The following is an 18,780-nucleotide window of genomic DNA, read 5'->3' on the forward strand; positions in this document are numbered from 1 at the left end:
GGTGCAACGCGCGCCCGCTTCCCGAACGCGGGCCGCGAGACCCGGAGGCGCCGGCGGTGCTCTCCAGCGGCGGATGCCGGCTCGTTCCCCTAGAGCCGGTACAGTCGTGCTTCCCAGGGGCCGAGGGCAGATCCGCCGCCGGGCGTCGGGTAGTTGGCGAGGACGAGCTCTGCGCCGGTCACGTCGACGGGGAGCGGGACATCCAGACGGGTGTCCGACGCGTTCGCGACCACGAGCAGGGTTTCGTCGCCGAGGGTTCGGGTGAACGCGTAGAGCCGCTCGTGTTCCGGGTCGAGCAGGGTGAAGGAGCCGAGCGCGACGACGGGGCTCTCATGGCGGAGGGCGATCAATCGCTGGTAGAACCGGAACACGCTCCGCTCCGCGGCCCGGTCGGCCGCCACGTTGATCTCGGTGTGGTTCGGGTTCACCGGGAGCCAGGGCGTGCCGGTGGTGAAGCCGGCTTGCTCCGTCCCGTCCCACTGCATCGGCGTGCGCGCGTTGTCGCGGCTCATGGTCTGGACCCCCGCGAGCACGGTCCCCGGGTCAAGGTCGAACTGGTCCACGGCCTCGCGGTAGTGGTTGAGCGATTCGAGGTCGCGGTAGTCGTCGATCGAGTCGAACCGCACGTTCGTCATCCCGATCTCCTCGCCCTGGTAGACGTAGGGGGTGCCGCGGTGCAGGTGCAGCACCAGCGCCCAGAGCGTCGCCGACTCGTAGCGGAACTCGGTGTCGTTTCCGAACCGGGAGACGAGCCTCGGCTGATCATGGTTGTTCAGGTAGAGGCTGTTCCAGCCGGTCTCGGCCAGGCCGTCCTGCCAATGCGCGAGGTTCTTCTTCAGTGCGGGCAGGCTGCGGGGGAGCACCTCGAACTTGTTCGCGCCCTGGTCGAGCCCGACGTGCTCGAACTGGAAGATCATGTCGACCTCGGCGCGGCCGGGGTCGGTGAAGAGCCGGGCATCGTCGGTGTTCACACCCGGCATCTCGCCGACCGTGAGGTGCTCGCCGTCGCGCCGGGCAAAGACGGCCTCGTGCATCTCCTGCAGGAAGTCGTGGATCTGCGGGCCCATCGGGGAGCCGCCGCCGGTCGCCGGCGCCGGGCCGTCGATCAGATCGACCTGCTTGGCGATGTAGTTGATCACGTCCATCCGGAACCCGTCGACGCCCCGGTCGAGCCACCAGTTCATCATCGAATAGACCGCTTGGCGCACCTCGGGGTTCTCCCAGTTGAGATCGGGCTGCTGCTTCGCGAACAGGTGCAGGTAGTACTCACCCGTCGCCTCGTCCAGGGTCCAGGCCGGGCCGCTGAAGGCACTGCCCCAGCCGTTGGGCGGGCCTTCGTCGCCCTGGGGCTTCCGCCACCAGTACCAGTCCCGTTTCGGGTTCGAGCGTGAGGACCGCGACTCCCGGAACCAGGCATGCTCGTCGCTGGTGTGGTTGACCACGAGGTCCATCACGATCTTGATGCCCCGCTCGTGCGCCTCGGCAACGAGCAGATCGAACTCCGCCAGGTCGCCGAAAACGGGCTCGATCTCCCGGTAGTCGCTGATGTCGTAGCCGTTGTCGTGCTGCGGCGACGGGTACACGGGGGAGAGCCAGAGGGCATCCACCCCCAGCTCGGCAAGATATTCCAGTCGGCCGCGGATGCCGCCGAGGTCGCCGATCCCGTCGCCGTCTGAGTCCGCGAAACTGCGCGGATAGACCTGGTAGACCACGGCGCTGGTCCACCACGGGGCTGCGCCGGGTTCGCCGGGGAGGGCGACGGTCGGGTGGGAACTGGTCATTTGATGGATCCTCTCATCAGGCCGGAGATGCGTCGCGGGTTCGCCGGTCGAATCCGGGGTGCGCGGCCACCTTGCCATATTCTTTCTATCCCGAAAGTAATCGGGCTGTCAACTCCGATGCATCGGCCAGAATTGGCCAGGCATTCGGCTGGGAGTTAGTATTTTGTGTCAATATGGAAGAAATCGCCGCGGGCGATCGCCCGACCCAGTCGTGCGCCACACGAGGACCGAGGGAGCCGCCATGCCCGCAGCGACGGCGACGGATGCGACGTCCGCCGTGAGCTCGTCCGCCGTGAGCTCGTCCTCCCACGAACTCGCCAGGGCCGTGCTCATCCACGGGCCGATCGCCCGCAGCGAGCTCGGCCGGCGGCTCGGCCTTTCGCCGGCCAGTCTCACCCGGCTCAGCAAGCCATTCCTCGATCGCGGCCTGTTCGTCGAGGCCGCCGAGGAGCACGACGGCACGGTCGGGCGTCCGGCGAGACCGCTGGACGTGCGGGTCGGTGCCGGCCGGTTCATCGGCGTGAAGCTCACCGGCGACGACGTGTTCGGCGTGCGCACCGACCTGCGTGCCACCGAACTCGCCGCAGCGCAGCGCGCCCTGGCCGGCCATTCGCTGGACGAGGTCGTGCGTCAGGTCACCGCGGTCGTGCTCGAGCTGGACGGCCCGGAGGGGGTGACGGCGCTGGGCGTGTGCATCGGCGGCTCCGTCGTCGGCGGAAGGGTCGTGCGGCGCGCCCCCTTCCTGGGCTGGCACGACGTGGACCTGGCCGGCGCGCTCGAGGCCAGGCTTGGGCTCCCGGTCACGATAGAGAACGACGTGGTGGCGCTCACCACGGCCGAGCAATGGTTCGGTGCCGGCCGCGGCACCCCCGACTTCGCGGTGCTCACGATCGGCGTCGGCGTTGGATACGGGCTGGTCGTGAACGATCGCGTGATCGTGACTCCGGACACCGGCCTGGGTCTGGGCGGGCACATCCCGCTCGACGCCAACGGCCCGATCTGCCCGGAGGGACACCGCGGATGCTCCCGGGCCATGCTCACGAGTTCGAGCGTCTGCGGCCAGGTCGGCATCGCTCTCGGCCGGGAGGTCGACTACGACGAGGTGCTCCGGCTCGCTGCGGAGGGGAACCCGGCGGCGGCATCCGTGGTGCTCGCGACCGGACGTGCCCTCGGCCGGATGATCGCCGTGATCGCCAACATCGCCATGCTCGACACGCTCGTGCTCGCGGGCGAGGGCATCGGACTCTGGCCACTCGTCGCCGCCGAAGCCACCGCGGCCGCCCGCCGCGACCGCGACCCGGATGCCGCGCCGCTCCGGATCGAGGTCGACGACGCGGGGGTCTCCTCCTGGGCCCGCGGCGCGGCCGCGACGGCGATCCAGGCCTCGCTCGACCGCCTGGTCCTTCCGCAGTAGCGGCACGCCGGCGAACTGGCGGCGGCCCGAGGGGGGACGAGGCTCGCCCTCCGAAAGCCCTGGCCCTGTCGTGGGCCCGAGCGGCTGGAATAGGATCGGGCATGCAGCGGGCGGCGTCTGAACCTCTGTGCATGATCTGAAACGGGAGGCCGGAAATGCAGTTCGGAATCTTCACGGTCGGCGATGTGACCCGCGACCCCACGACCGGCCGCACTCCCACTGAACACGAGCGGATCACGGCGATGGCGGCGATCGCGGTCAAGGCCGAAGAGGTCGGCCTCGACGTGTTCGCGTCGGGTGAGCATCACAACCCGCCTTTCGTGCCGAGTTCGCCGACCACCCTGCTCGGCTACATCGCGGCGAAGACCGAGCGGATCATCCTGTCGACGTCGACGACCCTGATCACGACCAACGACCCGGTGAAGATCGCCGAGGATTTCGCGATGCTCCAGCACCTCTCCGACGGGCGAGTCGACCTCATGCTCGGGCGCGGAAACACCGGCCCGGTCTATCCCTGGTTCGGCAAGGACCTCGGCCGGGGCATCCCGCTGGCCCTGGAGAACTACGCACTGCTCCGTCGGCTGTGGCGAGAGAACGTCGTCGACTGGAGCGGCCAGTTCCGCACCCCGCTTCAGGGATTCACCGCCACACCCCGCCCGCTGGACGGGGTGCCGCCCTTCGTCTGGCACGGCAGCATCCGCAGCCCGGAAATCGCCGAGCAGGCCGCGTTCTACGGCGACGGTTTCTTCGCAAACAACATCTTCTGGCCCAAGGAGCACTTCCAGAAGCTGATCGGCCTCTACCGGGCCCGGTTCGAGTACTACGGCCATGGCAGCGCAGACCAGGCCATCGTCGGCCTGGGCGGCCAGGTCTTCATGCGCCCGAAGTCGCAGGACGCCATCGACGAATTCCGCCCATACTTCGACAACGCGCCGGTCTACGGCCACGGTCCGAGCCTGGAGGACTTCACCGAGCAGACCCCGCTCACCGTGGGCAGCCCGCAGCAGATCATCGACCGGTACGCCGGCATGCGTGACTTCTTCGGCGACTACCAGCGCCAGCTGTTCCTGATGGACCATGCCGGCCTGCCGCTGAAGACCGTGCTCGAGCAGCTCGACATCCTCGGCGGCGAAGTCGTCCCGGTCCTCCGCAGGGAACTGGCGAAGAACCGCCCGGCGCATGTGCCGGATGCCCCCACCCACGCCAGCCTGAAGGCCGCCACCCGCGCCTGACCCCGGCCCATCCCAGTCTGCCTCTTCGCCGAGCTGTGAGTTGTGCACGCTTTCCCGCCGGGAAAGCGTGCCGATCTCACAGTTCGGCGTGACGCCGGGGCAACGTGGGAGGGGATGTGACGGGTCAGCCGGGTTTGACGTTCAGGAGTTGAACGAGCAGCCCCGGTCCGCAAGCGGCCGTGAATGAGGCGGGGCTGACCTGCACGGTCAGCTTCTCTCCCGCGGTGAGCGCCAGCCCGGCCTCGGAATACAGTGCGAGTTCGGTGCCGTCGTCGGTCAGGAAGGCGTAGCACGGGCCGGTTCCGCCGGTCGTCACGGTGCCTGTCCGCCAGATGGTGCCCTGTAGATCCGAGGGGTCCGTGGGGGGTTTTGCCGGAGGGGTGATCGTCGGCGGTGTCGTCGACGACAGGGACGGCTCGGGCGAGCCTGTCCCGTTCAGATCGGGTCCCCCCGCGCCGCCGGCACAGCCCGCGAGCGCGAACCCGGCGAGCAGGAGGATGGCTCCTGCCCGCCGGGTTCGCGCGACGCGTGACATGACGCGTCCTCCGTCGATGGGGCTCAGGTTCTCGGCTGCGTGCTCGAGATCCGAATCGTCATCGACGTGCCCTTCTGCTTCGTCACCTCGATCTTCACCCCGGCATTGGCCACCTTCACACCCTGGCCGATCGCCTCGATCCCCTCCCAGTTTTTCGTGTCGTCGAACACGGGCTGAGCGGGCAGCCCGCGGATCGTGGAGGGCTGGCTGTTGACGTTGAGCGTGAACGAGTCCGCGTTGAGCAGGCTGAACGGGGCGTCGTACAGCTGAATCCGGTTCCGCCACGGTGCCCCGCTTGCTCTGGTGAGGGGCTGAGGATGAGCGTCCACATACAGATTGCGTCCGGCTCCCGGGTGAGCGCTGACGTTGTTGTCGGACTGCGACGTGTCCCAGTAGGAGATCATCAGTCCCTGTTGGTACGCGAAGTGCTCGACGAGGTCTGGCTTCGTGTTCGCGAACCCGAAGTTGTACGGTCCCGTCTTGAGATAGCGGTCATAGCCGACGTAGGAGCGATTTCCGGCGATGTAGTAGTTGTCGTACTCCGACGTTTCGACACCCGTCGTGCGGATGAAACCGTTCGCCGTCCACCCCGGATCGAGCGTCTCCGCCCCATCCGAGAAGAGCACCGTCGCACCAGAGCTGATGCTGATCTCGTCGATGAAGATGCCGGAGGCCAGGCTCGGATCGTTGCCCTGCGCCGCACCGTCGGTCACGTAGCTGAAACGCAGATCGACCGTCTTTCCGGCGTAGGCCGAGAGGTCGAAACTGGCGGGCTGCCAGCCGTTGCTCTGGCCGTCGATGCCGTTGCCTTCCGCCGCATTCGCGATGGTGCCGGCCAGGGCCGTCCAGCCCGATCCGTCATTGACCTCCACATAGGCGTAGTCACACGCGTCGGGACCGCAATCCTCGATGTTCCAGTTTGCCTGGAAGGCGAGGGTCGCCGCACCGGCGGGCAGCGTCACGCGTCGGGCGAGGGTCTGGCCGAGATTGTCGCCCTGGCCGCTCCACCACTCGTACGTTCCGGCAGCCGGGCTGACCAGCGTGTTCGTGACGGTCTTCTTCGGGAGCACGACGACGGCGGCCTGCGGCTGTACCGAGTTGTACTCTTCCGGGCCGAGCTGGAGGGTCTTCTTCTCGCCGGCCTGCACCACGTCGTAGTCGAGCCAGCCGAGCTGGAGTTTCTCCCATGCGCCGATGTCACCGGGCTTCTCGCCGAGCGCCTGGCCCGCCGCGCCCAGTCGACTCTGCGACATCAGGGTCCACCACTCGTTGTTGTTGCTCGGGCCGCCCGCGGTGTCGTAGTCGTCCGGGAGTCCCAGATCGTGACCGTACTCGTGGGCGAAGACACTCAGTCCTCCGTTCTCCGGCTGGATTGTGTAGTCGCCCACCCACAGGCCGGTACCGGGGATCTCGGCGCCGCCGAGCAGGTTGCCGGCCGGGCCCGTCCGTCCGGCCTGGTTGAAGTAGGCGTACCAGCGGTGGCTCCAGATGGCGTCTTCACCCTGACTGGGGTCACCGTCGGCCTGGTCGCCGCCCGAGTGCACGATCTGGAAATGGTCGATGTAGCCGTCCGGCTCGTTGAAGACGCCGTCCTGGTCGTAGTCGTAGCGATCCCACTGGTCATAGCTGGCCAACGCCGTCTTGATCTGGGCGTCGCTCTGGCCGGCGGACTTCTGGTCGGCGACCCACTGGTTGAGCCCGTCTCGGACCAGATCCCAGGTGTTGCTGCACACGTTGGAGGCGCAGGGGAAACCGTCGGAGCGGCCGTAGCGCGCCTCGTTGAAGGGCACCTTCACCCAGTCCGAAACCTGACCGTCGACGCTGTAGCGACCGGACGATTGGGCCTCGTAGTAGGTCTTGAGCGACTCGACGCCCGCGCCCGTGCCGAAGTACAGCTTCTGGTAAGCGGCCGGGTTGTAGTCGGCCTGCCAGACGGTGCTGTTGTCGACGGCGCGGTCCGGCTGCGGGATCGCGTTGTGCAACGGACCGTTGAAGACGGTCGGGCCCGGGATGCTGGGGGCGGTGTCCTGGTCTGGGTAGGCCGGGTCGCGCTGGTCGCCGAACTCCGTCAGGATGACGAAGATCTTGTCGGTCTTCTCGCGTCCGATCTCGACGAATTTGTCCTGCTTCGTGCCATCGCGACCCTTGCCGCTGAGCTTGACGACCGTGCTTCCCCCGCTCCGGGTCGCGGTGGCCTCGCCGTTGAGGACCTGTTGAACCGCTTCCTCGCGGAGCGCGCGGCGCTTGTCCTCGGCCGGGTTGGGCAGTTCGTCGGACTGGGGTGCCCCGACGGAGGTGTCCGCCGGGGGTGCGGCCGTGGGTGGTGACGCAGCAGCGGCCAGCGGCCCTCCCACGAGGCCGGCCGCGACGAGCGCGGCTCCGGCAATGGTTGAGACGAACGTGGACATACTTCGGCTTTGCTTATGGCTCATGAACTGGTCCTTTTCGTGGAGGGACACCGTGACATCATGCCGGGAAGTTGCGCAGTGGCCCCAACCTAGCGGTCTGCTCGGCCCTCAAACGGGGGCTGAAGATAACGTTTCGATCACGCACGCCGCTGCCGACGCTCGAGGCCGGGGCAGGCTGCCGCTCCGCCGCAGTGAGGGGCTCAGATTTGGGGAGGGCCCTCCCCGCGCGGGATACTGGACGGGCGGCGCGGAACGGATGCGTCCAGCCCCGGAAGCAGACCAGATGACCAGCGCGCCCCCGCAGCCCCCGACGGATGCGCGTGCGGCGTTCTTCGCGGCCCGCCCGGCCATTCCCGGCACGGTCGATCTCACGGTGCGCATCGGTACCCTCACCCTCGCCAACCCGGTCATGCCGGCCTCCGGCTGCTTCGGCCCCGCCCTCGGCCGGCTGATCCCGGTGGAGGAGCTCGGCGCCGTCGTCACCAAGACCGTCTTCGGCACGCCCCGCGGAGGCAACGCCGCCCACCGCCTGACCGAGATCCACGCCGGGATGGTCAACAGCGTCGGCATCCCCAGCCGCGGGGCCGCGGGCTACCTCACCGATCTGCACCCGCGCTACACGGAACTCGGCGTGCCCGTCATCATCAGCGTCGGCGCCCATCGCCCCGGCGAATACGCGCCCGTGATCAGCGACCTCCACGGTGCCGGCGATGCCTACGAGCTCAACGTCTCCTGCCCGAACCTGGACCGGCTGGGCACGGATATCGGTGCCGACCCCGACGCCATCCTCACCGTCGTGCGCGCCGCCCGACGGGTCACGGACAAACCGCTGATCGTCAAGCTCCCCGTCCTGGCCTCCTCGATCGCCGAGTGCGCGCTCGCCGCCCAGGAAGCCGGCGCGGATGCGGTCTGCGTGGCCAACTCGATCCCCGCACTGCCGCTTCAGCCCTACACGCGCAGCCCGGCCCTCGGCAACATCATCGGCGGGCTTTCCGGTCCGTCGATCCGCCCGATCGTGCTCCGGCTGGTCTGGCTCGCCGCCCGCGCCGTGGAAATCCCGGTGATCGCCTGCGGCGGGATCGAGACCGCCGACGACGCCCTCGACTACTTCTCGGTCGGCGCGAGGGCCGTGCAGGTGGGCACCGCGAACTTCGGCCGACCATTCGCCATGGTCGAAATCGTGCGCGCGCTGCAGCAGCGCTGTGCAGACAACGAGGCGGTCGGCATCCGTGACCTGATCGACCTCTGGAGGGTGCAATGACCGGCACGGCCAACACCGCCCGCGAGGCGCTTCGGCGCCAGCAGGCCTTCACCGCGGCCGATGAGGCCGCACTCGAGGGCCTCATCGCCGTGCGCCCGGCCGCGGCGGCCCCTCGGCCGGCACCGGTCTGGGACGACGCCACGGTGCTCGAGCACACAGCGGTGGGCGATCGCTACCGCCGCCTGCTCCTGGCCACCGGCACGATCGCCCGCACGGCGCTCGCCGGGGCTTTCCTGATGATCACGGTTCCGCCCAGCGGCGGCGAACGGATCCTGCTGCCCCGCCCGATGGCGATCCACCGACGGCACCCTGAGGCCGGGACCGTGGAGGTCATCTACGGGATCGCAGGCCGCGGCACCACCGCGCTCGCCGATGTCGGCGTGGGGGAGCGCCTCCTCGTCACCGGGCCGCTCGGCCGCGGGTTCGAGTACCCGCCGGGCGCGCGCACGGCCCTGCTGATCGGACGCGGGGTCGGCGTCTGCGCCGTCATGGGCTCGGTCGAGGATGCCGCGGCGCAGGGCATCGAGGCCACCGTCGTGCTCAGCGGGCGCAGCCTGCCCGACCTGATCGGCGTCGCCGACTGCGCCGAACTGGGGGCCGCGGTCATCGCGGTCACCGACGACGACGGTTCGAGTGGCATCCCCGCACTCGGCGAACGGCTCCGGGCCGAGTTCGGCACCCGCCCGCCGGCGGTCATCCTGGTCTGCGGCGCGGGCGTGCTCGCCCGCCTGGCAGCAGAGCTCGGCGCCGAATGGGGCGTTCCGGTGCAGGTCTCGCTCGAGGCGCACATGGCCTGCGGCCTCGGCTACTGCCACGGTTGCGCCGCGCCGGTCGCCACCGGCGCGGAGGTCGAGGGGCCGCTGGTCTGCGTCGACGGTCCCGTCTTCGACGCCGTGCTCCCCGGCTCGGCGCGCTGAGCGCACCCGGTGCCGCCCGCCGTGCCAACCGGCAATCGGGAGGCGCTCTGTTAGACTGGTGGAGGTCAATCTCCGGATTGGCCGAACAAACGGAGCAGGTCGGCGGAACGCTGGCCCTCGGTGGTGGTTTCCCAACGCAGGTGGCAGCATCCGCGGATGGTGAACTTCTACTGGTGGCCAGCTCGAGCACAGAGTGACGCGCCCACGCCGGTTGAGATATCAACCGCACGAGTCGCGCACCGGCAGTGTCGTTCTGCCTGATTCCCGCTCAGACGCCCCACTCGCGCGCCATACGGGCAAACGAGTCTAAAAAAAGGAGAGAACCCCCATATGGAGGGTCCAGAAATCACGTTCGCCGAAACCGTTATCGATAACGGCAAGTACGGAACTCGCACCATCCGCTTCGAAACCGGCCGTCTCGCGCAGCAGGCGCAGGGCTCAGCCGCCGCCTACATCGACGAAGAGACCATGCTGCTCTCCGCGACGAGCGCGAGCAAGAACCCCAAGGAGAACTTCGACTTCTTCCCGCTGACCATCGACGTGGAAGAGCGCATGTACGCTGCCGGCCGCATCCCGGGCAGCTTCTTCCGCCGCGAAGGTCGCCCGTCGACCGAGGCCATCCTCACCTGCCGTCTGATCGACCGGCCGCTGCGCCCGTCGTTCGTCGACGGTCTCCGCAACGAGATCCAGGTTGTCGTGACCGTGCTGGCCATCGCGCCGGACGAGTACTACGACGTGCTCGCGATCAACGCCGCGTCGATGTCGACCCAGCTCGCCGGCCTCCCGTTCTCCGGCCCGATCGGTGGCGTTCGCGTCGCTCTCATCCCCGATGAGAACGGCTCCGGCCAGTGGGTCGCGTTCCCGAAGCACTCGCAGATCGTCGACGCCGTGTTCAGCATGGTCGTCGCCGGCCGCGTTGTGACCGACGCGAACGGCGCGCAGGATGTCGCGATCATGATGATCGAGGCCGAAGCCACCGACAACGCGTGGAACCTCATCAAGGGCGGCGCCATCAAGCCGAACGAAGAGGTCATCGCCGAGGGCATCGAAGCATCGAAGCCGTTCATCAAGCAGCTCATCGAAGCGCAGCAGAAGGTTGCCGCCTCGGCCGCCAAGCCGACCGGCGCCTACCCGGTGTTCCCGTCCTACCAGCCGGCCACCTACGACGCCGTCGCCGCTCTCGCGTACGACCAGCTGAAGGCCGTCTACCAGATCGCGGACAAGATCGAGCGCCAGAACGCGGATGACGCGCTCAAGGCAACCGTCAAGGACGCCATCGCCGCGAAGGTCGAAGCCGGCGAGCTCGAAGCCGGCGCCAACGCGCAGGTTTCCGCCGCGTACAAGTCGGTCACCAAGCTCGTCGTGCGCTCGCGCGTGCTCAACGAGGGCATCCGCATCGACGGCCGTGGGCTCGCGGACATCCGCCCGCTCGACGCCGAGGTTGCCATCATCCCGCGCGTGCACGGTTCGGCGATCTTCCAGCGCGGCGAGACCCAGATCCTGGGTGTCACCACGCTGAACATGCTCAAGCTCGAGCAGACGATCGACTCCCTGAGCCCGGTCACCAAGAAGCGCTACATGCACAACTACAACTTCCCGCCCTACTCGACCGGTGAAACCGGCCGCGTCGGAACGCCCAAGCGCCGCGAGATCGGCCACGGAGCGCTCGCTGAGCGTGCCCTGGTTCCCGTGCTGCCGACGCGTGAGGAATTCCCCTACGCGATCCGTCAGGTGTCTGAGGCTCTCAGCTCCAACGGTTCGACCTCGATGGGTTCCGTCTGTGCATCCACCCTCTCGCTGCTCAACGCCGGAGTGCCGCTGCGCGCCCCGGTCGCCGGCATCGCGATGGGCCTGATCAGCGACACGGTTGACGGAAAGACCCGCTACGCGGCCCTGACCGACATCCTCGGCGCCGAAGACGCCCTCGGCGACATGGACTTCAAGGTTGCCGGCACGAGTGAATTCGTCACTGCGATCCAGCTGGACACGAAGCTCGACGGCATCCCCGCGTCGGTGCTCGCCGGCGCGCTCACCCAGGCCAAGGATGCTCGTTCGACCATCCTCGCCGTGCTGAACGCCGCCATCGATGCCCCGGACGAGATGGCCCCGACCGCGCCCCGCGTGATCAGCGTGCAGATCCCCGTCGACAAGATCGGCGAGCTGATCGGCCCGAAGGGCAAGACGATCAACGGGATCCAGGACGAGACCGGCGCCGACATCTCCATCGAGGAGGACGGCACCGTGTACATCGGCGCCGTCGACGGACCGTCCGCTGAGGCCGCCCGTGCCATGGTCAACTCCATCGCGAACCCGACCAACCCCGAGGTCGGTGAGCAGTTCCTCGGCACCGTGGTGAAGATCGCCGCCTTCGGCGCGTTCGTCTCGCTGCTCCCGGGCAAGGACGGCCTGCTGCACATCAGCGAGGTGCGCAAGCTCGCCGGTGGCAAGCGGGTGGAGAACGTCGAAGACGTGCTCGGCGTGGGCCAGAAGGTCCTCGTGGAGATCACCAAGATTGACGACCGTGGCAAGCTTTCGCTCGCCCCGGTTCTCGAAGAGTCGGCCGACGCCGACTCGGCGGACGCATCGGTCACCACCGAGGCGTAGTCTGGAAGTTCTACCGACAACCTCTCGCCAGGTTAGTCGGTTAGACGGAAAGCCCGTCCTGCTCCGGCAGGGCGGGCTTTTTCGCGTTCTCGGCACTGTTCCTTGCCTCGTCGCTCGTCGCTCGTCGCTCGTGGCTCGCGTCGCGGAAGCCGGCCCGCGGCCCGCGCCGCGCCGGCTTCTCGGCGGCGTGCCATGAGCGCCGCGCGCGCCTTTGGCGGGCTCGGAGCAAATTTGCGGGATTCCTGGGATAATATGGCTGCGCACCCGCTCCCGTCCCCCCACGGTCGAGCGGGTGTTTCATCTGCGGGCCGCGGGGGCGGCCCCGGCCGGAATCACTCGTCCAGGAGTTCGGTGATCGAACGGAGCATCTCGGGGGAGACATCGCCGAGGGTGCGAGCCGCGAAACTGACGACGCGCTTGGCCCGGAGCTTCTTCACGAAGGCGAGCTGGGCATCCACCCGTTCCGGGATGTCGTCGTCGGAGCCGAGCAGGTAGGCGGGCGGGATGCGGAAGAACGCGGCGATGCCGGACAGCAGCGCTACGTCGGTGACCAGCGGGCCGGTGCCGGCGATCATGTAGGCCCAGCGTGCGCGGGAGAGCGAGAGACCGCGCTCGCCCAGGCCCTCCGCGATCGCCCGGTACGTGTATGGGGTGTTGCCCTCGGCGACGACAACATCGAGCAGGAGGTTGAGCTTGCGGGCAAGCTCCTGCTGGGGGGTGAGGGCCGGGTCGGACGGCACGAGGGGGGTGATCATGGCTTCAGCCTCTCGGGCGCGTCGGGTGCACGGGCGGCGCTAATCTCGCTCGCCGGGTCCGCGCCGGCCCGGACCGGAGTGAGGCGCCGGCGGGGCTCGTCCGCCCGCTCGGCGTGGGTGTGCCGCTCGACCGCCTCGAGGAGGGCGCGTTCGGCCGGAGTGGCGTCCTGCGGGTGGAGAAGCAGGCTGTCGCGCACCTCGACGTAGCGCCGGTAGAGACGCGCTCCCGGCTCACGTGCGAGGGCGAGGAACAGGCGAGGCGCAGCCGCTTCGAGGCTGAGCTCGGGGGAGTCCGCGATCAGCCGTTCCCAGAGCGGTGTGATGCGCAGGAGGAGTGCCCGCTCTCGCAGGCTTCGCTGCACCGACGCGACGCTGTCCACCGCGGTCGTCAGGCCCAGGCCGATGGCGAGACAGATCGGGGCCGTGATCAATGCCGCGAAATACGGCACCCTGGACCAGTTGGTGAATGCCTCGTCCTGGTGCAGGCTCGACATTGTCGCGTTGGTCAGGCTCACCACGGAATAGACCAGAACTCCGAGGCAGCCGACGGCCACGAAGGCGAGGGAAACCCTGGTCACCCTTCGGCGCTGCCTAGGCAGGTCGGCCAGACACGCGCGTGCGACGGAAACGGAGAAATAGGCGAGAGCGATCCACGTGGTCGAGGCATACAGCGTGTAGTCCCAGCGGCTGACGAACATGTGTTGGATGCCGTCCGTGAGACGCCAGTCGCTGCCGAAGAACAGGGCAGCCTGAACGGCGATGATGACAAGGCCGACGGCGATGGTGCCCCGTTGCCTCGCACGGGTGATTCCGCCTTCGACCGTGGCATCCTGCACGAGGCTGTCGACCAGGGCCAGTGCGATGATGGCGAAAGCGTGGAAGACGAAATAGGTGATGTTCACGCCCCCGATGGCGGGATCGACGATATCGTAGATGGGCGCTGGCTGCAGGGTCATCGCGGCCGCAAAGACGACCAGGAACCAGAACAGCAGCAGTCGGCGGCCATGCAGGGCGGCCTTCAGGCAGAGGAGCGCGGCAACCCAGAGGAGACCAGCCATGCCGATCTGGATGGCGCCCAGCATCAGAGCACCCTTCCGAACCCGGTGCGCGGGCCGATGCGGGCATCGGTGCGATCGCCCAACATGACCAGGGCGAGTTCGTCGCCGATGGCCTCGGCGAGGGCCTCCTGCTCGTCGGTGAAGCTGCTCCGGGAGAGCGCGTGCACGATCGCGTCCATCGGGATCAGCGGCGCCAGCAGCGCGACACGTTCGGCCGGGAGGAGTTCCTTCTCATGCCGGAGGATCATGTGCCCGTACTCGTGGTTGATGAACTGCTGGCGGTGCACGGCCGATTCGGTCGGCGCGTAGTGCACCCGTTCGAAGTCCTCGCCCGCGATCTCCAGCCACAGTCCGCAGACCCCGGACGTGACCATCTGGGCACTGGCGGGTCGGATCACGATGCGTTTCCGGCGCAGGCCCTCCATGTGACTGTGCAGAGTGTCGGCCGTGAGCGGCCGCGGCAGGTCGAGGTCGGCGACCAGTTGGCGGGCCCGCTCCCGGCGTTCTTCGCGCTTCACGCTGGTCTCCGTTTCGTGGGTCCGCGGCGTGTTGGCAAACGTTGGACATGTCTAATTCGTGCTACCGTTGGATTCGGTTGGACATGTCTAGGCTACCGGTTTCCGGAACCGCCCGGACCTCTGTGTGATCTGCGCGTCACGTGTCGGGCGAAAGCGGGGGGCATGTGGACGTTCGCGTGGCGCGGTGCGGTCGGGGTGGGACCGCACCGCATGCCCTGCCCATCTATTTGAGAATATTGTAAATTAGCGATATGCTCGGGTGGTGTCGACCACCGGACTGCCCATGGCCCTTCTCAAGGCCGAACTGTTCAAATCGCTCGGGCATCCCCTGCGTGTGCAGGTGCTCGAGCAGCTCGTCGGCGGCGAACGCTCCGTCGGCAGCCTGGCCGAGGCGCTCGGTTCCGAACTCTCCAATCTCTCGCAGCAGCTCGGCGTGCTCCGCCGGGCCGGGGTCGTCATCACCCGGCGCGAGGGCAACACGATCTACTACGGGCTGCGCGATCCGATGGTCGCCGAATTGCTCGCGGTCGCCAAGCGGATGCTGGTGGCCACCCTCGAAGACTCCAACGCGCTCCTGCGCACGATCGAGCAGGACATTCCCTAGCCGTCCGGGAGGCGCTACAGGTCGTTCCCCGCGTAGGACTGGTTGAAGCTCTTGTTCACCAGGGGAAAGTCGGGCACGATCGTCTCTGCCAGCGCCACCGGAAGGGCCGGCCAGTTGAAGTAGGACGGATCGACGATCTTCACCCGGGTGAGGCGGCCGTCGGCGCCCAGCTCGGCCCGGTGGCAGATCGTGCCGCGCCAGCCCTCGACCAGGGAAACCCCGGCGCCAGGCCCGACGGGGTCGACCGCCCGGCCGCTGCCCAGTCGGCCGTCCAGGCGGCGGATGAGATCGGTCGCCACGGCGATGGATACCGCGAGTTCCCCAGCGCGCACCCGGTAGCGGCCGAGCACGTCCCCGCCGGTGTCCGTGACGACGTGGAACGCCTCGCCGAGGTCGACGAACGGATGGTCGCGGCGGGCATCCGCGTCGATGCCGGAGGCCCTCGCCACGTAGCCGAGCGTTCCCATCGCCTCGGCCTGAGCGGTCGGGAGGGGCGCGGTGCCGGTGAAGCGATCCCGAACGATGGCGTGGCCGAGGGTGACGGCGATGATCTCCTGCATCTCGGCCCCAACCCGGTCGAGCTCGGCGGGGTCGGGGAGCGCGAGCACGGCGGCCCCGCCGATGGTCAGGCCGCCGCGGAGGTACCGGTGCCCGGTCACGGCCTGGTTCAGGCGGAGCAGGGTCTCCCTCAGCCGCTGGGTGTGGGAGTGCACGATGCCGAAGCCGACGTCGTTGGCGAGACCGCCGAGGTCGGACACGTGGTTGTAGATGCGTTCGAGTTCGAGCAGGAGGGCGCGCAGCATCCGGTCCTCCTCGGAGACCTGGATGCCCGCGGCCGCCTCGACGGCCATCAGCCAGGCCACGGTGTGGCCGGCGACGGTGTCGCCGGTGACCTGTTCGGCCAGCTCAACCGCGTCGCGGGGGAGTCGGCCCTCGAAGAGCCGTTCGACGCCCCGGTGCATGTACCACTGGCGCGCTTCCATCCGCACGATGGTCTCGCCCACGACGGAGAAGCGGAAGTGGCCGGGGTCGATGATCCCGGCGTGGATGGGGCCGACCGCGATCTCGTAGACGCCGGGTCCCTCGACCTCGACGAACGGGAACGACTCGGTGTCGGGCAGGAACTCGGGATCGGCCATGGCGTCCCGGCGCATCGGGTACCAGCCGCGGGGCCAGTGGCCGTGCCGCACCAGTCGGAACGGCTGCGGGTGGTCGGCCGGGCGCACCCCGAACAGGTCGCGCATGCCCCGCTCGAAGTTGCCGGCCGGGTAGGAGAGATCGGCCAGGCTCGGCACCCAGGCGTCGTCGTAGGGCACCGGCACGACCAGATCGATCCGGCGGCGCGGGTACACGGCCGCGAAGGAATACACCACGCGCAGGGCGTCACCGTCGTCGTGGCAGGTGATGATCGCGAGCCGGTTCCCCTCCGAGAGCACGGCGGCGGCCTGCTCCCGGAGGTCGTCGCGAGCGACGGGGCGCACGTCGGGTTCCTGGGTCGGCTGGGTCGACATCGACGGGGTCATTGGATTCCTCCCAGAACGGCGGCCGCGCGCGCCAGGAGCGTGCCGACCGGCTCGGCGATGAAGGCGACCACCGCGGTGGCGCCCAGGGCGAGGAAGAGGGGCAGGCGGGGGCCGTGGGACGACCGGTCCGGCGGGACGGCGTCGGGACGCTCGCCGGTCACGGCGTCGCCGGCCCCGTCCAGCCTGGTTTCGGCCGCGACGCCCGGTGCGGGAGCGGCGGCCGGGGCGCCGATGGTCATGGCGACCGTCAGCCGGGTGAGCGCGGCGAAGATGACGAGCAGCAGCACCAGCGCGATTCCGACGACGACGCCCAGGCCGGCGTCGAAACCGGCGACGATGATGCCGATTTCCGAGAAGAAGATGCTGAACGGGGGAAACCCGACCAGGGCGGCCATGGCGATCAGCCACGGAACGGCGAGGCCTGGGCGGCGAACGAGCAGGGCACGGACATCGTCGATCCGGGGGGTGCCCTCCACCTCGAGGATGCGGCCGGAGAGCACGAACAGCGTCGCCTTGGTCAGGCCGTGGCCGAGCACGTAGAGCAGTACGGCGGGCAGGGCGGCGGCGCCGATGGCGGCACCCACAGCCATCATCCCCATGTGCTCGATGCTGGAGTAGGCCAGCATCCGTTTGAAGTCGCGTTGCCGGATCAGCAGGGCTGCGGCCACGAACAGGGAGAGCAGGCCGCCGACGCTGAGCATCACGCGCAGGAAGTCCGGCCCGATCACGGCGTTGGTGATGGTTTGGATGCGCAGGATGGCGTAGAGGGCGACCGCGAGCAGAACCCCGCTCATCAGCCCGGAGACCGGAGCGGGCGCCTGGCTGTGCGCGTCGGGCAGCCAGCTGTGCATCGGGGCGAGCCCCGCCTTGGTGGCGAAGCCGAGCACGGCGAGTGCGCCTCCCGCCCGGATCAGGGTCGGGTCGAGCGGCAGGCCGGTGCGGCTGAGTTCGAGCCAGGACAGGGTCGGTTCCCCCGTTCCGCGTGAGGCGGCGTAGATCAGCACGATCCCGAGCAGGGCGATGGCGACGCCGACCGAGCCGAGGATGACGTATTTCCAGGCGGCCTCCAGCGACGAACGGGTGCGGTGATGCCCGACCAGGAAGGCGGTGGTGATCGTGGTGGCCTCGACGGCGGCCCACATCAGCCCGATGTTGTCGGCCAGGACCGCGAGCGACATCGCGGCCAGGAACACCGAGATCAGGGCGTCGTAGGAGCCGGCGTAGCGGCCGGGAACAACGGTGGCATGGCCGAGCCCGCCCCAGGTGGACACCAGTCCGACCGCGCCGACGACGGTGAGCATGTAGGCGGACAGGGCGTCCGCTCTGAGCAGTCCGCCGCCGAGGTCGGGGACCGTCCCCGCGAGCACCGCACCGTCCAGGAGCAGGCCGGAGGCGAGCACGGCGGCGCTGGACCCGACCGGGCCGAGGCGAGCGAACTGTCGCGAGCCGCCGGCGAGGCTGAGCGCGGCCAGGACGACCGGAACGGCCAGAGGGATCCACAGGGCGAAAGACATCAGTCGTGCAACTTTCTGAGCTGATCAATGTCGGTGTTGCCGAACTTATTGCGCATCCGGCCGGCGAAGACGTAGAGGATGACCACGACCAGCAGCACGTCGAGGGAGATGCCCAGCTCGAGAAACAGCGGAACCCCGCCGGAGGTCAGGAACGCGACGGTGGCGATGCCGTTGTCGAGCACGAGGAAGCCGATCAGCTGCGAACCTGCCTGCCGCCGGGTGACCAACAGCAGGAAGCCGATCAGCACCATGGCGAGCCCGATCCCGGCGGCGTGAGCCGAGACGCTCGAATCGTCCCGGAGCAACCGGCTGGCGACGACGTAGCTGAGGATGGTCAGCAGCGCCACGGTCAGGAGGCCGGCCGTCGGATTCAGCCGCGGCGCCTCGTCCGTGCGCGTGGTGGCGCGGGTCTCGTGGGCGAGCACCCATGGCAGGCCCATCCCTTTGACCAGCAGTACGAGGACGGAGACGATGATGACCTCGGCCGCACCCTCCTCGACGCCGATCACGGCCACCAGGGCGGCCAGAGCGAAACCTTGTGCGCTGAGCAGCCGGATCGAGGCGAGCAGGGAGTGGCGCCAGACCATCAGCGCGCTGGTGAGCAGCAGGGCGCCGGTGCAAAGGCCGATCAGTTGGGGGTAGACGGTGTCGAACAC

The 18,780-nt window shown here is 68.7% G+C and carries 15 protein-coding genes; 6 read left to right on the top strand and 9 right to left on the bottom strand.

Annotation, left to right across the window (positions count from 1 at the left end; all coding sequences use genetic code 11):
* Nucleotides 1-89 precede the first annotated feature (89 nt).
* Nucleotides 90-1,781 carry a glycoside hydrolase family 13 protein gene (locus QMG61_RS09390; RefSeq protein WP_283494083.1) on the bottom strand — a complete coding sequence of 564 codons (1,692 nt, stop codon included), beginning with the start codon at nucleotides 1,779-1,781 and terminating at the stop codon, nucleotides 90-92.
* Nucleotides 1,782-2,022: 241 nt separating this feature from the next.
* Between QMG61_RS09390 and QMG61_RS09395 the strand changes: the two genes are divergently transcribed.
* On the top strand, nucleotides 2,023-3,195 hold the full coding sequence (locus tag QMG61_RS09395) for an ROK family protein (RefSeq protein ID WP_283494084.1): 1,173 nt from the start codon (nucleotides 2,023-2,025) through the stop codon (nucleotides 3,193-3,195).
* A 155-nt stretch (nucleotides 3,196-3,350) separates the two neighbouring features.
* On the top strand, nucleotides 3,351-4,427 hold the full coding sequence (locus QMG61_RS09400; protein WP_283494085.1) for an LLM class flavin-dependent oxidoreductase: 1,077 nt from the start codon (nucleotides 3,351-3,353) through the stop codon (nucleotides 4,425-4,427).
* 124 nt (nucleotides 4,428-4,551) lie between these two features.
* On the opposite strand, the gene QMG61_RS09405 is transcribed toward QMG61_RS09400, so the two are convergent.
* Both QMG61_RS09405 and QMG61_RS09410 read right to left on the bottom strand, forming a co-directional pair.
* Nucleotides 4,552-4,962: a hypothetical protein gene (locus QMG61_RS09405; RefSeq protein WP_283494086.1), complete on the bottom strand. Its 411-nt coding sequence runs from the start codon at nucleotides 4,960-4,962 to the stop codon at nucleotides 4,552-4,554.
* A 23-nt stretch (nucleotides 4,963-4,985) separates the two neighbouring features.
* Nucleotides 4,986-7,394 carry an immune inhibitor A domain-containing protein gene (locus tag QMG61_RS09410; RefSeq protein ID WP_283494087.1) on the bottom strand — a complete coding sequence of 803 codons (2,409 nt, stop codon included), beginning with the start codon at nucleotides 7,392-7,394 and terminating at the stop codon, nucleotides 4,986-4,988.
* Between the two features lie 259 nt (nucleotides 7,395-7,653).
* Here QMG61_RS09410 and QMG61_RS09415 point away from each other — a divergent pair, with 259 nt between their 5' ends.
* From QMG61_RS09415 to QMG61_RS09425, 3 genes are all read left to right on the top strand, one after another.
* Nucleotides 7,654-8,631, top strand: a complete 978-nt coding sequence (locus QMG61_RS09415) for a dihydroorotate dehydrogenase (protein WP_283494088.1) — start codon at nucleotides 7,654-7,656, stop codon at nucleotides 8,629-8,631.
* Entirely contained in the window at nucleotides 8,628-9,548 is a 921-nt protein-coding gene (locus QMG61_RS09420; protein ID WP_283494089.1) for an iron-sulfur cluster-binding protein, read from the top strand. The genes QMG61_RS09415 and QMG61_RS09420 overlap by 4 nt, the downstream gene beginning before the upstream one ends.
* Before the next feature lie 330 nt (nucleotides 9,549-9,878).
* A complete protein-coding gene (locus QMG61_RS09425; RefSeq protein ID WP_283494090.1) occupies nucleotides 9,879-12,152 on the top strand; it encodes a polyribonucleotide nucleotidyltransferase in 2,274 nt (757 codons plus the stop codon).
* A gap of 332 nt (nucleotides 12,153-12,484) precedes the next feature.
* On the opposite strand, the gene QMG61_RS09430 is transcribed toward QMG61_RS09425, so the two are convergent.
* The 3 genes from QMG61_RS09430 to QMG61_RS09440 are packed head-to-tail and all read right to left on the bottom strand — an operon-like array spanning nucleotide 12,485 to nucleotide 14,483.
* Complete coding sequence (locus QMG61_RS09430) at nucleotides 12,485-12,907, bottom strand: hypothetical protein (protein ID WP_283494091.1); 423 nt, start codon at nucleotides 12,905-12,907, stop codon at nucleotides 12,485-12,487.
* On the bottom strand, nucleotides 12,904-13,989 hold the full coding sequence (locus tag QMG61_RS09435) for an MAB_1171c family putative transporter (RefSeq protein WP_283494092.1): 1,086 nt from the start codon (nucleotides 13,987-13,989) through the stop codon (nucleotides 12,904-12,906). Before QMG61_RS09435 ends, QMG61_RS09430 begins: the two co-directional genes overlap by 4 nt.
* Nucleotides 13,989-14,483, bottom strand: coding sequence for a hypothetical protein (locus QMG61_RS09440; protein ID WP_283494093.1), 495 nt, complete (start codon nucleotides 14,481-14,483; stop codon nucleotides 13,989-13,991). Before QMG61_RS09440 ends, QMG61_RS09435 begins: the two co-directional genes overlap by 1 nt.
* A gap of 262 nt (nucleotides 14,484-14,745) precedes the next feature.
* On the opposite strand from QMG61_RS09440, the gene QMG61_RS09445 reads away from it, so the two are divergent.
* Entirely contained in the window at nucleotides 14,746-15,087 is a 342-nt protein-coding gene (locus tag QMG61_RS09445; RefSeq protein WP_283494094.1) for an ArsR/SmtB family transcription factor, read from the top strand.
* Between the two features lie 14 nt (nucleotides 15,088-15,101).
* On the opposite strand, the gene QMG61_RS09450 is transcribed toward QMG61_RS09445, so the two are convergent.
* From QMG61_RS09450 to QMG61_RS09460, 3 genes are read right to left on the bottom strand one after another with little or no spacing between them, the layout of a single operon-like run.
* Nucleotides 15,102-16,610, bottom strand: coding sequence for a hydrogenase large subunit (locus QMG61_RS09450; RefSeq protein ID WP_283494095.1), 1,509 nt, complete (start codon nucleotides 16,608-16,610; stop codon nucleotides 15,102-15,104).
* Nucleotides 16,607-18,124, bottom strand: coding sequence for a proton-conducting transporter transmembrane domain-containing protein (locus QMG61_RS09455; protein ID WP_283494096.1), 1,518 nt, complete (start codon nucleotides 18,122-18,124; stop codon nucleotides 16,607-16,609). Before QMG61_RS09455 ends, QMG61_RS09450 begins: the two co-directional genes overlap by 4 nt.
* Nucleotides 18,124-18,780, bottom strand: coding sequence for a hypothetical protein (locus tag QMG61_RS09460; RefSeq protein ID WP_283494097.1), 657 nt, complete (start codon nucleotides 18,778-18,780; stop codon nucleotides 18,124-18,126). Before QMG61_RS09460 ends, QMG61_RS09455 begins: the two co-directional genes overlap by 1 nt.

Origin of the sequence: Cryobacterium sp. PH31-AA6 (genome assembly GCF_030063195.1) — a bacterium.
In the GTDB taxonomy this organism is placed as follows: Bacteria; Actinomycetota; Actinomycetes; order Actinomycetales; family Microbacteriaceae; genus Cryobacterium.

Coding starts and splice junctions, on each gene's coding strand:
- QMG61_RS09390 (WP_283494083.1), bottom strand. CDS start 1,781: ATGACCAGTTCCCACCCGACCGTCGCCCTCCCCGGCGAACCCGGCGCA.
- QMG61_RS09395 (WP_283494084.1), top strand. CDS start 2,023: ATGCCCGCAGCGACGGCGACGGATGCGACGTCCGCCGTGAGCTCGTCC.
- QMG61_RS09400 (WP_283494085.1), top strand. CDS start 3,351: ATGCAGTTCGGAATCTTCACGGTCGGCGATGTGACCCGCGACCCCACG.
- QMG61_RS09405 (WP_283494086.1), bottom strand. CDS start 4,962: ATGTCACGCGTCGCGCGAACCCGGCGGGCAGGAGCCATCCTCCTGCTC.
- QMG61_RS09410 (WP_283494087.1), bottom strand. CDS start 7,394: ATGAGCCATAAGCAAAGCCGAAGTATGTCCACGTTCGTCTCAACCATT.
- QMG61_RS09415 (WP_283494088.1), top strand. CDS start 7,654: ATGACCAGCGCGCCCCCGCAGCCCCCGACGGATGCGCGTGCGGCGTTC.
- QMG61_RS09420 (WP_283494089.1), top strand. CDS start 8,628: ATGACCGGCACGGCCAACACCGCCCGCGAGGCGCTTCGGCGCCAGCAG.
- QMG61_RS09425 (WP_283494090.1), top strand. CDS start 9,879: ATGGAGGGTCCAGAAATCACGTTCGCCGAAACCGTTATCGATAACGGC.
- QMG61_RS09430 (WP_283494091.1), bottom strand. CDS start 12,907: ATGATCACCCCCCTCGTGCCGTCCGACCCGGCCCTCACCCCCCAGCAG.
- QMG61_RS09435 (WP_283494092.1), bottom strand. CDS start 13,989: ATGCTGGGCGCCATCCAGATCGGCATGGCTGGTCTCCTCTGGGTTGCC.
- QMG61_RS09450 (WP_283494095.1), bottom strand. CDS start 16,610: ATGACCCCGTCGATGTCGACCCAGCCGACCCAGGAACCCGACGTGCGC.
- QMG61_RS09455 (WP_283494096.1), bottom strand. CDS start 18,124: ATGTCTTTCGCCCTGTGGATCCCTCTGGCCGTTCCGGTCGTCCTGGCC.